The organism is Paenarthrobacter sp. FR1, from assembly GCF_051106045.1.
In the GTDB taxonomy this organism is placed as follows: Bacteria; Actinomycetota; Actinomycetes; order Actinomycetales; family Micrococcaceae; genus Arthrobacter; species Arthrobacter nitroguajacolicus_A.
Map to the genome: position 1 here is coordinate 265,798 of NZ_JBPFSF010000006.1, position 12,356 is coordinate 278,153.

The 12,356-nt window shown below is 63.5% G+C and carries 10 protein-coding genes and 1 riboswitch; of the genes, 1 reads left to right on the plus strand and 9 read right to left on the minus strand.

Annotated elements, in window-relative coordinates:
- Nucleotides 1–28 precede the first annotated feature (28 nt).
- The 7 genes from ACR30Z_RS14070 to ACR30Z_RS14100 all read right to left on the minus strand — a co-directional run bounded on the left by ACR30Z_RS14070 (nt 29) and on the right by ACR30Z_RS14100 (nt 10,218).
- A complete protein-coding gene (locus tag ACR30Z_RS14070; RefSeq protein WP_434373144.1) occupies nt 29–1,393 on the minus strand; it encodes a glutamate-5-semialdehyde dehydrogenase in 1,365 nt (454 codons plus the stop codon).
- Nucleotides 1,390–2,571, minus strand: a complete 1,182-nt coding sequence (gene proB / locus ACR30Z_RS14075) for a glutamate 5-kinase (RefSeq protein WP_434373145.1) — start codon at nt 2,569–2,571, stop codon at nt 1,390–1,392. Before proB ends, ACR30Z_RS14070 begins: the two co-directional genes overlap by 4 nt.
- Complete coding sequence (gene obgE, locus ACR30Z_RS14080) at nt 2,561–4,147, minus strand: GTPase ObgE (protein ID WP_144651510.1); 1,587 nt, start codon at nt 4,145–4,147, stop codon at nt 2,561–2,563. Before obgE ends, proB begins: the two co-directional genes overlap by 11 nt.
- A 135-nt stretch (nt 4,148–4,282) precedes the next feature.
- Nucleotides 4,283–4,546, minus strand: a complete 264-nt coding sequence (rpmA, locus tag ACR30Z_RS14085; RefSeq protein WP_003803426.1) for a 50S ribosomal protein L27 — start codon at nt 4,544–4,546, stop codon at nt 4,283–4,285.
- Between the two features lie 62 nt (nt 4,547–4,608).
- A complete protein-coding gene (gene rplU / locus ACR30Z_RS14090; protein WP_018777818.1) occupies nt 4,609–4,917 on the minus strand; it encodes a 50S ribosomal protein L21 in 309 nt (102 codons plus the stop codon).
- Between the two features lie 375 nt (nt 4,918–5,292).
- Nucleotides 5,293–6,810: a bifunctional hydroxymethylpyrimidine kinase/phosphomethylpyrimidine kinase gene (gene thiD / locus ACR30Z_RS14095; protein WP_434373147.1), complete on the minus strand. Its 1,518-nt coding sequence runs from the start codon at nt 6,808–6,810 to the stop codon at nt 5,293–5,295.
- Nucleotides 6,801–6,899: riboswitch (TPP riboswitch) on the minus strand. Its footprint overlaps the gene before it by 10 nt.
- 151 nt (nt 6,900–7,050) lie before the next feature.
- On the minus strand, nt 7,051–10,218 hold the full coding sequence (locus ACR30Z_RS14100) for an Rne/Rng family ribonuclease (protein WP_434373149.1): 3,168 nt from the start codon (nt 10,216–10,218) through the stop codon (nt 7,051–7,053).
- A gap of 472 nt (nt 10,219–10,690) precedes the next feature.
- On the opposite strand from ACR30Z_RS14100, the gene ACR30Z_RS14105 reads away from it, so the two are divergent.
- The gene (locus tag ACR30Z_RS14105) at nt 10,691–11,362 is read left to right on the plus strand and encodes a vitamin K epoxide reductase family protein (RefSeq protein WP_434373151.1); all 672 of its coding nucleotides are present in this window, start codon (nt 10,691–10,693) and stop codon (nt 11,360–11,362) included.
- A gap of 78 nt (nt 11,363–11,440) precedes the next feature.
- On the opposite strand, the gene ndk is transcribed toward ACR30Z_RS14105, so the two are convergent.
- Nucleotides 11,441–11,860 (minus strand): nucleoside-diphosphate kinase, encoded by a 420-nt coding sequence (gene ndk, locus ACR30Z_RS14110; RefSeq protein ID WP_144651502.1) that lies wholly within the window; start codon nt 11,858–11,860, stop codon nt 11,441–11,443.
- Between the two features lie 42 nt (nt 11,861–11,902).
- Nucleotides 11,903–12,355, minus strand: coding sequence for a DUF4233 domain-containing protein (locus ACR30Z_RS14115; RefSeq protein WP_144651500.1), 453 nt, complete (start codon nt 12,353–12,355; stop codon nt 11,903–11,905).
- Nucleotide 12,356: the final 1 nt, after the last annotated feature.

A 12,356-nucleotide genomic window follows, 5' to 3' on the forward strand; every position in this document is an offset into this window, starting at 1 on the left:
CGGACTTCTGTTCTATGTTACCGCGTTGCTAGCTGCGGACTTGGCCCTCGCCCTGGACGATCCACTTGGTGGTGGTCAGTTCAGTGAGGCCCATGGGACCCCGCGCGTGGAGCTTCTGCGTGGAGATGCCCACTTCAGCGCCCAACCCGAGCTCGCCACCATCGGTGAATCGCGTGGACGCATTGACAATCACGGCTGCCGAGTCGATCTCGGCAATGAACTTCTCGGCATTGGCCAGATTGTTGGTCAGGATTGCCTCGGTGTGCCCGGTGGTCCAAGTGCGAATGTGCTTGACTGCATCATCCAGGCTGTCCACCATGGCGACGGCGAGGTCCAAGTCCATGTATTCGGTGGCCCAGTCGTCATCGTCAGCCGGAACAGTCTCCACGCCCTTGCCCAAGGCCGATGCAATCCTCTCATCCACGTGGAGGGTCACACCGGCCGACCGCAGCGCATTGGCGACTGCAGGCAGCACCGTGGAACCGGAGTGCACCAGAAGGGTTTCGACAGTGTTGCAGACACTCGGCCGCTGGGTCTTGGCGTTGAGGAGGATCTCCACTGCCATCTCTTCGCTGGCCGATTCATCGATGAAGATGTGGACGTTACCTTCACCGGTCTCGATCACGGGCACCGAAGAGTTGGTCACGACGGTCTGAATAAGGTCGCGTCCGCCGCGGGGAATGAGGACGTCCACCCGCCCACGGGCACGCATCAGTACGTTGGCACCTTCACGGCCGTACTGATCCACGGTCTGGACCGCGTCGGCAGGCAGACCCACGGAATCGAGCGCTTCGCGAAGAATCTGCACCAGTGCCTCGTTGGTATGTGCAGCTGCTGAACCACCACGAAGGATTACGGCGTTGCCACTCTTGAGGGCAAGACCGGCGATGTCCACAGTGACGTTCGGACGCGCTTCGTAGATGGCTGCAACAACACCCATGGGCACGTTGACCTGCCGCAGGCGCAGTCCGTTGGGAAGAGTCTGTCCGCGGACGACGTTCCCAACGGGGTCCGGCAGTCCAGCCAGGTTTTCCAAAGCAGCAACGAGGCCATCAATACGGGCGGGTGTCAGGGTCAGCCGGTCCAGGAGTGCCGCCGATGTGCCGTTGGCGCGACCGGCCGCCACGTCCTTGGCATTGGCCTCAAGGACGTGCTTCCGGCTCTCCACCAGGGCTGTTCCGATGGCACGCAACGCACGGTCTTTCCAGGCACGGTTAGCCTGGGCCATGCGTCGGGCGGCCTTGCGGGAGCGGTCCGCAATGGCGTGAACGGCAGCCTGGACATCCTCCGGCGACACCGGGACGCCGCCTGCCACAGGGCTCTCCGGCGTCTGGCCGGCAGCACCGGAAACGTCGGAGATCGCAGGGGCGTCAGGAGTCAGCGCTTCAGTCATGCTCCAAGTTTAGATGAGCGTGACGCCCGCAAGAGCACCAGGTCGTCAACATGAACAACTTCGCGGTCATAGCCCCTGCCCATCGCCTGGCCCAGCTCCTGGGTGGTCCGGCCCAACATGCGTGGCAGCTCCTCCGACGAGTAGTTCACCAGGCCCCGGGCCACGACAGTTCCGTCCATGGCCACCATCTCAACAGGGTCGCCTGCTTCGAAGTCGCCGCTGACATCGGCAATGCCGGCAGGGAGGAGTGACCTGTGCCGGTCGCGCACGGCCTTAACTGCACCGTCGTCGAGCATCAACCGCCCGTGAACCGTTGCCAGGTGAGCCAGCCACAAGAGGCGGACGGGCTTTCGGTTGCCGTTGACCGCGAACCAGGTCCCCACGTCCTCGCCCGCCAGGGCCGCGGCAGCATTCGCGGTGGATGTCACCAACGCATGGATACCCGATCCGGCGGCGATGGAGGCGGCCTCCACCTTGGTCATCATGCCGCCGGTTCCCACGCCGGCCTTGCCTGCCTTGCCGATGGTCACGTCCTCAAGGTCCTGCGGACCACGGACCAGCGGAATGCGTTGGGCACCCTGCGACGGCGGACCGTCGTACAGGGCGTCGACGTCGGAAAGCAGCACGAGCGCATCGGCTCGGACCAAATGCGCAACCAAGGCAGCCAGGCGGTCGTTATCACCGAAGCGGATCTCATGGGTAGCCACGGTGTCGTTTTCGTTGACAACCGGCACCACGCCCAGGTTCAGCAGTCGATCCAGGGCCCTGAAGGCGTTGGTGTGCTGCGTACGGCGCATGAGGTCGTCGGCCGTCAGCAATACCTGGCTCACCGTCACGCCATGCGCGCTGAACGCCTGCGTGTAACGGGCCATCAGGAGCCCCTGGCCCACACTCGCTGCGGCCTGCTGCGTGGCAAGATCCTTAGGGCGCTTGGCCAAGCCCAAGGGTGCCAGCCCGGCGGCAATGGCGCCCGAGGAGACAAGGATGATCTCCGTCCCCGCGTTGCGTTTATCCGCAAGGGCATCAACCAGTCCGGACAGCGACTTTTCTGAAATTCCGCCCTTAATGCTGGTCAGTGAGGAGGAGCCCACCTTGACCACGATCCGCTTGGCATTGGCCAAGGCAAGTCGCTCGAGTCCCTCAGCTGTAATTGGAGCGTCGACGGTCCTAGTCGTCATCACCGGAGTCCAAGTTGCTCTCCCTGATGGCCTGGGCACGACGACCACTGACGGACTCTGTCCAGATGCCGGCCTTGCGTTCGGCTTCGAGTTCGGCACGCGCGGCGGCCTTGGCCTCGCGCCGTTCGATTTGTTCGTCACGCTTCTGGGAACGCGTGGGACGGTCACCAATATCTGCAACACGGATGTCGGTGCCACGGGGCGTTGCCAGGAGTTCCGCGCCGGCCATCATGGTGGGCTCCCAATCGAACACCACGCCATCGTCTTCGCCGATGACTACGGTATCGCCGGGCTTGGCGCCGACCTTGAAGAGTTCCGTCTCCACGCCCAGCTTGGCCAGGCGGTCCGCCAAGTAGCCGATGGCTTCCTCATTGGTGAAGTCTGTCTGCTTGACCCAGCGCACAGGCTTCTCGCCCAGGACGCGGAACAACGGCTCGAGGTTCTTTTCCTCGCGGCGGATCTTGAAGCCGGATTCGTTGACTGCGCGCGGACGCAGGACGGGCGGGGCCACCTTGGGCGGGGCGGTCTGGACGGCATCGCGTGCCGCCTTGACGATCTCTGCCATGGCAAAGCCGAGTTGGCGCAAACCCTCATGGCTGGTTGCCGACACTTCAAAGACACGGTATCCGCGGGCCTCAAGGTCCGGACGGACAAACTCGGCCATGTCCTTGCCGTCAGGAAGGTCCACCTTGTTGAGCACCACGAGCTTGGGACGCTCGTTCAGCGGGACCACTTCACCATCCACACCCGCATAGCTCATATCGACGGCGTACTTCTCCAGCTCGGCCTCAATGATGGCGAGGTCGGAGAGTGGGTCTCGGTCCGATTCCAGGGTTCCGCAATCAAGAACGTGGACCAATGCGGCGCAGCGCTCTACGTGGCGAAGGAAGTTGTGGCCGAGGCCCTTGCCTTCGCTGGCACCCTCGATGAGGCCGGGCACATCGGCGATGGTGAAACGGACCTCGCCCGCCTGGACCACGCCAAGGTTGGGAATGAGGGTGGTGAACGGGTAGTCGGCGATCTTGGGCCTCGCTGCGGACATAGCGGCGATCAGGCTGGACTTACCGGCAGAGGGAAAGCCAACCAAAGCGATGTCGGCGATGGATTTCAGTTCCAGGACGATGTCGCTGGATTCTCCTTCGATGCCGAGCAAGGCAAAGCCGGGGGCCCGGCGTTTCTGTGAGGAAAGGGACGCGTTGCCGAGGCCGCCTTGACCGCCTGCCGCAGCGATGTACTCGGTGCCTTCGCCCACGAGGTCAGCGAGGACTTCGCCGTCCTTGGTCTTGACCACGGTGCCGTCCGGCACCGGAAGAATGAGGGTTTCACCGTTCTTACCCCCACGCCAGTCACCCATGCCGGGGCCGCCGTTGGTGGCGTGGCGGTGGGGAGCGTGGTGGTAATCGAGCAGGGTGGTGGTCTGGGCGGACACGCGCAGGATGACGTCGCCGCCGTTGCCGCCGTTGCCGCCGTCGGGGCCACCGAGCGGCTTGAACTTTTCCCGCTTTACGGAGACACAGCCGTGGCCACCGGTTCCGCCGGATACGTGCAGGACTACCCGGTCTACAAAGCTCGCCACGTGGATCTCCTCTATTGCTGTTGCCAGCGCTGTTGCAAAAACCGAGGCGCCCGGGGCGCCCTAGTCGATTGTAATGCGGTTAAAAGAACGGTGGAGCGGGCCGTTTGGCCCGCTCCACCGGTTCAGAACTTGTTGTTACTCTGCAGCTGCAGCAGCAACGATGTTCACTACGCGACGGCCGCGGCGAGTACCAAACTCAACCGCACCGGCCTGAAGTGCGAACAGGGTGTCGTCGCCACCGCGACCGACGCCTGCACCGGGGTGGAAGTGCGTTCCACGCTGGCGAACGATGATTTCGCCGGCGGAAACTACCTGACCGCCGAAGCGCTTGACGCCCAGGTACTGTGCGTTGGAGTCACGACCGTTGCGAGTGGAACTCGCGCCTTTTTTGTGTGCCATGTGAAATGCCTGCCTCTAAATTTCTGGGGAAACTGAAAAACCTGAACAGCGGGTAACGAGAGTTACGCGATGCTGGTGATCTTGATCTTGGTCAGTTCCTGACGGTGACCCTGACGCTTCCGGTAGCCGGTCTTGTTCTTGAACTTCTGGATGACGATCTTCGGACCACGGAGGTCCTCGAGGATCTCAGCCGTAACCTTGACGTTGGCCAGTTCCGCAGCTGCGGAGGTGACCTTATCGCCGTCTACCAGGAGCAAGGCGGGCAGCTCAAGCGTGCTGCCGGCTCCACCGGGGACGCGGTTAAGCGTTACGTAGTCTCCAACGGAAACTTTTTCTTGGCGGCCGCCTGCGCGGACAATCGCGTACACCACTTGGGTACTCACTTCTCTCGACGTTTATAACTAAATTTGCGTGCGGAACCTTGAACCGGAATCAGGCTTGGTTCGCGCTGTGCCTCAACGCCGTGGACTTCTGATCGAAGTCCGCGAGTCATCCCATGAACAATTCCAAGGGGCATAACCCAAGTGTTGGCGTAAGCACCGAAGATCAAGATTACGCTAGTTTGACCTTCAGCTGCAAATGAGGCCGGGTCCGGAGGCTACCACGTGACTTGCGTCACCAGTTGTAACGGACTCTCCCGGCACCGTGCCCATACAGCCTACAGGGTTTGGGCGCGATTAACGCGATTTCGCTCGCGACGCGCGGTGGCGGCCTCGAAAACGCGCTTCAGAAAGTTCCGGCGGACCTTACGCGAACAACCGCGGAGCGTCGAAAAAGGCAGTCTCATAGCGGCAGGACTGCACGAACGCCTCCACCATGGCGTCCCGCTCACCGTCAGATGCTTCCACAGCGGCGCTATCCGTGAAGTTGATCGCTTTTCTGGTGGCCTCCGCAAAATCCTCGTCCGAGTACGTCCTCAACCAGTCCGCGTAGGCATGGTTGGCAGGGGCCCCGGCATCGACGTAGGCGGTGTGGAGCTGTTGGCCGACTTCCGCATACAGCCAGTAGCAAGGCAGAATCGCCGCCAGAATCACCGCGTAACTGCCGGAGGCCGAGGACGCCAGCAGGTGGTCCACATACGACTTGGTGACGGGGCCCGTGACCGTGGACGTCTCACGGGAGCCCAGCCAGTTCCTGTGCAGTTCCGATTCAACTTCGAGGCATTGCTGGGAGGCCTTTGCCCAGAACAACTGCTCCTCCTCCGTGGGTGCTAGGGCTCCAGCGCGTGCCAGTACCCGGGAGTACCCATTGAGGTAGATGGCGTCCTGGGCGAGGTAGTAGTTGAACCAGGGCTCGGGCAGCGCCCCTGACTGCAACTCCTGAATGAACCTGAGGGAGTAGATCGCCTCGAGCTCCGGTGTGGCGTGGTTCCACAATGCGGCGGCGAAGGCGCCGGGCTTGAGTCCTTGCTGGTGGTGGAAGTGATGGACCGGGCCGCTCCCCTGCCCCACCTCGAGGGCGTCAGAGCTCATCAGGGCCTGGAGCAGCCACGGCTTCACCTCCCTAAGGGAGGCCTCCCAGTCACCAGTTCGGGCCTGGACAGTGGCCAGGGCCGAGGACAGGGAGCAGCCGGTGCCGTGGCTGTTCTGTGTCTCGACCCGGGGCCCAGCAATCTCGACCACATCCTGCCTCAACAGCCCGCTCGTATTCACCAGCGCGTCGGGGCATTCCGAACCCGCCAGGTGGCCGCCCTTCACCAGCACGGTGTTTCCGCACTCGGCGGCCAGTCGCTTGCCTTGGTCCAGCGCCGAGGACCAATCGGGTGCCTCGGGCTCCCCCAGCAGCATGGCCAGTTCAGGAAGGTTGGGTGTGATGAGGTCCGCCAGCGGCAAGAGCGAACGCAGGGCTTTCTCAGCAGAATCACGCAGGAGGCGGTCGCCACTGGTGGCCACCATCACCGGGTCAAGGACCACGACGGCGGGACGTACCTCTTCGAGCCACCGGCGGACCTCATCGATCACCGCCGCGTCCCCAAGCATTCCGATCTTGACGGCATCGATATCGATGTCGCTGCTGATGGCCTCCAACTGCTGGCGCAGGAACTCAACCGGAGGTACGTGAACGGCATGGACCCCCATCGTGTTCTGCGCAGTCAGGGCGGTAATGGCAGCCATCCCGTACCCGCCGTGGGCTGCGATGCTCTTCAGGTCGGCCTGGATGCCGGCCCCGCCCGAGGGATCGGAGCCGGCGATGCTCAACACCCGGGGCGTTGCCCTGCTCGAGGTCACCAGAGGGTACACAGGGGAGGACAATAATGCAGTCATGAGGACATCCCTTCGCCGGTGCTAACCGGACAGGTTCAACGGGTTTGGATCTCAGCCCGGCCCTTCGCCCGGCACCCCGTGTCAGTTCCCCAGCCTAGCCGGGAAGCACCAAAGCCCGGGAACCCTGCCACCGTGAGGACTGGATATGACTGCGGTTTGCTCAGCGTGCGGAAAGCAAAGGGCCCCGCACCAACCGTCTCTTGGACGGTCAGCGCAGGGCCCTCGGAGTGCTTCAGGAGGTTAGAGCTCGGAAGCCGGCACCCCGACGCCAAGGATGATGGGCTCATCCGATGGTGCCTTCTTGGCCGGTTCCACGGACGCCTTAGCCTCGTGGGCCGCTCCACCAGCCGCCGAGGCAGTCACCTCGTGGTGCTCCACGCTCGTCTCATTGGCAGCGCCCTGTGCCCTGCTGGCACTGCGGTTACGGCGGCCACGACGACCCCGTGGCGCCGAATCACCATGGGCATCCTCAGCGCCGGACGCCGGAGCAACGGCCGGCGCCTGGACGGCAACCGGCGCTGTTTCTTCCTCGGGTGCCGAGGCTGCTCCAAGGTGGGAGAAAGCCTCGGCCAAGAGATCCAGGCTCATGGCAGGTTTGGCGGCTTGCGGTTCCTCGTGGTGTTCCACGAACGGAAGGGCAACCTCTTCCCCGCCAAAGCGGAGAACCGGGGTGGGCCGCGCTTCACGGACAGCTGCTTCGTGGGCGGCGGCATCCTCTGCTGATCCGGTGGCACCGGACGGGGCAGCTTGTTCGTGGTGTCCGGCTGACTTGGCCTGCTCTTCAGCGCGGTGGAGTTCGTCGTCGTGCAGGTGGGCCGCATGCGCCGCAGCGGCAATCGTGGCCAGCGCCGCCCTGGTTGCCTCGGCTTTGGCCTTATGCGCCGGATCCTGGGTTTCCGTATGCGTGGAAGGTGCTGCCGGGGTGGACGCCGTCGTATGGACCGGAGCGGGTGCTTCGGCGGTGGCCTGTCCCCCGCCCTTACCGCGGCGGCGCTTGCGTTCCGTGCGGGCAGCAGGCTGCTGGGCCTCGGGGTGCGGCCGGTGGTGCTCGGCGGCCACCACGTTGGCGCGGCGGTGCTCCACGGGCTCGTCGTGCGTTACGACGCCACGGCCGGCACAGTGCTCGCACTGCTCACCGAAGACCTCCAGGAGGCCTGTGCCCATTCGCTTACGTGTCATCTGGACGAGGCCCAGCGATGTCACTTCAGCTACCTGGTGCTTGGTACGGTCGCGGCCAAGGCACTCCACCATGCGCCGAAGAACGAGGTCACGGTTGGATTCCAGGACCATGTCGATGAAGTCGATGACGATGATGCCGCCGATGTCGCGCAGGCGAAGCTGGCGAACCACTTCCTCGGCCGCTTCAAGGTTGTTCTTGGTGACCGTTTCTTCGAGGTTTCCACCGCTGCCGGTGAACTTGCCCGTGTTCACGTCCACCACAGTCATGGCTTCGGTACGGTCGATGACCAACGAACCACCGGAAGGCAGGAAGACTTTGCGATCCAACGCTTTGTGAATCTGCTCGTCGATGCGCCATGCCGAGAAGATGTCTTGGTCCTTGGTCCACTTCTCAAGGCGACCCACCAGGTCAGGGGCAACGTACGTCACGTAGGCCTCGATGGTGTCCCAGGCGTCGTCACCGGAGACGATCAGCTTGGAGAAGTCCTCGTTGAAGACGTCGCGGACCACCTTGATGGTGAGGTCCGGCTCGCCGTACAACAGCTCAGGTGCCAGGACCTTGGTGGACGAGGCCTGGCCTTCGATGCCTTCCCACTGTGCGCGCAATCGGTTGATGTCGTGCGTCAGTTCTTCTTCCGACGCACCTTCAGCGGCCGTGCGGACAATGACGCCGGCGTTCTCCGGCAAACGGTCCTTCAGGATGCGCTTGAGGCGGTTACGTTCAACGTCGGGCAGCTTGCGGGAGATACCGGTCATGGACCCACCCGGTACGTATACCAGGTAGCGGCCCGGCAGGGAGATCTGGCTGGTGAGGCGGGCGCCCTTGTGACCCACGGGATCCTTGGTCACCTGCACCAGGACGGAATCGCCGGACTTCAGCGCGTTCTCGATCCGGCGCGGCTGGCCTTCAAGGTTGACGGCGTCCCAGTTCACTTCGCCGGCATACAGAACGGCGTTGCGACCACGTCCGATGTCAACAAAGGCAGCCTCCATGGACGGCAGCACGTTCTGGACCTTGCCCAGGTAGACGTTGCCGATCAGGGAGTCCTGCTGGGTCTTGGACACGAAGTGCTCGGCAAGCACACCGTCTTCCAGGACGCCGATCTGGATTCTGTCGTCGCGCTGGCGGACGATCATCTGGCGGTCCACGGACTCGCGGCGCGCCAGGAACTCGGCCTCGGTGATCACCTGGCGGCGGCGTCCGGTTTCGCGGGATTCGCGCCGACGCTGCTTCTTGGCTTCAAGCCGGGTGGAACCCTTGACGCTGGCAACCCGGTTGGAGGGTGCGGTCTCGGTAATAGGCCGGGGTGCGCGGACACGGGTAACCGTGTTGGGCGGATCATCGTCCGAGCCGCCGGTAAGTTCAAGATCCTGGTCTCCACGGCGACGACGACGCCGGCGCCGGGAGGTAACGCCTTCTTCGAGGGCTTCGGCGGCGGGGGCTTCCTCGTCCTCCGGCTCGCTTCCGTCCTCGGCTTCGTTCTCTTCACGCTCGGTTCCACGGCGGCCACGGCGGCCACGGCTCCGGCGACGACGGCGGCTGCCAGCATCCTCCAGTTCGCCGTCAGCGCCGGTTTCGGCTTCGTCTTCAGGCTCTTCGGCCTTCTCTTCCACGGGCGCAACGCGCGGAACCGTGGTGAGGTCCGGGGCTTGGAAGATCATGGACGTAATGGAGACCGGCTCAAGGAACAGGGACGTCGATCCCGCGGGCGCAGCTTCCTCGGCCGGTGTCTCTTCAGAGGCGGGCTCTTCGGCCACTACCTCAGCGGCAATGGCTTCAGGCTGGGAGGCTTCAGGCTGGGAGGGCACATCCGGCGTCGTGGTTTCTTCCACGGTTTCCACTGCGGCGGGTGCCTCGGCAACGTCAGCCTTGGGCTTGGCAGTACGACGACGGCGGACCGGCTTTTCAGGGGCAGCGTCGGCGGCAGTTTCGGGCTGGGCCTCCCCTGCCGCGGCAACCGGACCAGCGGCGGCCTCATCACCCAGGCCTGGCAGCGGCTCGGCAGGCTCTGCCTTCTTCCGGGAACGAGTGCGACGCGCGGGAGCGACTGCGGGCTCCGAGGCTTCAGCGGCCGGGGTCTCGGACGCCGGAGATTCGACGTCCGTCACTGCAGCGGCTTCTGCCTTGGGCGCAGCCTTGCGCCGGGTCCGGGTGGTTTTCTTTGGCGCTTCCGCGGTTTCCGCGGGAGCTGCCTCGTCATTAACGGCTACAACCTGGTCATTATCCATATGTGGCAACACTCCTGCCCCAGCGACGCCGCCACATCCGGCGCCCAGTGGGGCAAATATTGTCAAAACCCGCGGGCGTTGACAGAAGTCGGTAGTATGCCTTCCGGTTCGCACCATCATTGGGGTGCGGCAGCCCTGGAAGGCCGGCGCCTTTATTCTGAAACCCGTTGTTCTGCTGCCACAACCAGGTGCCGTCCATTGTTATGGCGGGCCTACCGAAGATCTACGTGATCCTGGCATGCCCAGCTCATACTGGCGGTCTTGGGAACAAGTCACCGGACTGGATTCCGAATGTGGATCGGCTTCCAGCCATGTTCATTCTCTCACACCGCCACACATTCCCAAGGCAGGCCGCTGTGTCGCGCAGTGCCGGGCAACAAGCTGGGGGCCACGTCCAGCCTCCGGCGTTACAATCCTCCCAAGAGCCCTTCCCGGCCAGCCGGGCCACTTGTCGAAAAGGATCAGATCCGCGATGCCGAGCACCGCCAGGGAAAACCTGGCCAACCAACCCTCCGCCCCAGTAGAGCACTCCGTCACTCAGCCCAGTTCCCTGCCCAAGACAGTCCGTGACAAGCCTTTCGCTTGGCTGCTGCTGGTCACCGGGGTCATCGGTTGGCTGGCCTCGGGTGCTCTGGTCCTGGAAAAGCTGGAAGTGCTCAAGGATCCCAACCACATCACCGTGTGCGACGTGAACCCCTGGGTCTCCTGCGGAACTGTGATGCAGACCGCGCAAAGCTCCGTTTTCGGCTTCCCCAACATGTTCATCGGCATCGTTGCTTTCGCCGTCATCATCACCACGGCCATGGGCATCCTGGCGGGAGCGAGGTTCTCGCGCGGCTACTGGCTGGGCCTGCAGGCCGGTGTAACCCTCGGTTTCGCCTTCGTGGTGTGGCTCTGGTCCCAAGCCCTGTACGTCATCAACGTGCTCTGCCCGTTCTGCATGGTGGTATGGGCGGTCATGATCCCCATGTTCGTTTGGGTGACTATCCGCAACATCACCCACGGCGTTATCAAGGCGCCGCCGGCGCTTGCCAAGCTGCTGGGCGATTCCGGCTGGATCATCGTGGCACTGCTGTACGTCGCGGTCATCGCCACCATCTTCTTCGCCTTCATCCACGTCTTCGCGGGGACGTCCGGCTACTGAACACTCCTCGCGAGATGACAGATAAGGCCAATGTTCGTCGTGAACATTGGCCTTATCTGTAGTCTCGGTGCGGACAGATCAGCTCGCGAACCAGATCTTGATCTCACGCTCAGCCGAATCAACGGAATCTGAGCCGTGCACCAGGTTCTGCTGGACTGCCAGGCCCCAGTCGCGGCCAAAGTCGCCGCGAATGGTGCCCGGTGCGGCAGTCGTCGGATCGGTGGTTCCGGCCAGTGAACGGAAGCCCTCGATCACGCGGTGGCCTTCGAAGACGGCAGCGATGACCGGTCCGCTCAGCATGAACTCAACCAACGGCTCGTAGAACGGCTTGCCTACGTGTTCTTCGTAGTGCTGCTCCAGCAGCTCACGGGTTGCGTTGACCTTCTTCAGCTCGGCCAGGGTGTAGCCCTTGGCTTCGATCCGGGCGAGGATGCTGCCGCTCAGGTTGCGGGCGACGCCGTCGGGCTTGACCAGGACAAGGGTCCGTTCAATGCTCACAGTTGCTCCAATGTGGTGTGGTCGGTGGTTTTCCCAGCCAGTTTACGGGGTTTGCGGGCCAGCTTGGTCACCATGGGCTGCGTCCCATTCCGCCTGCTCACGGTCACGCTGGGCAACTTCGCGGTCAATCCGCATGCCCGCCCTGATCCCGTACCACCAGCAGATGGCAAACAGGATGCCCACAACGAACATCGTCGGTTCGACCAAGCCCGTCAGGATCAACACCAGTTGCAAGGCCCAGCCAACTGCGATGCCCCACGGCTTGGACAAGACAGCGCACGCCAGCACGAGCACCACCGTCAGCGCGATGCCGACCCCCAGGATGATGGCAGGGTCCACTTGGCCACGCTTCAAACCGAAAACTGCGAGGGTGGCGAAGAAGGCCACGAAGGCTTCGAGCAGGAGCACGGTGGATGCGAACATCACCTTGGTGGAGCGGCGCTTCTTGGGCATGCCCGGACGCCATTCGCGCTGCGCCTTGGTCATTTTCGCCATG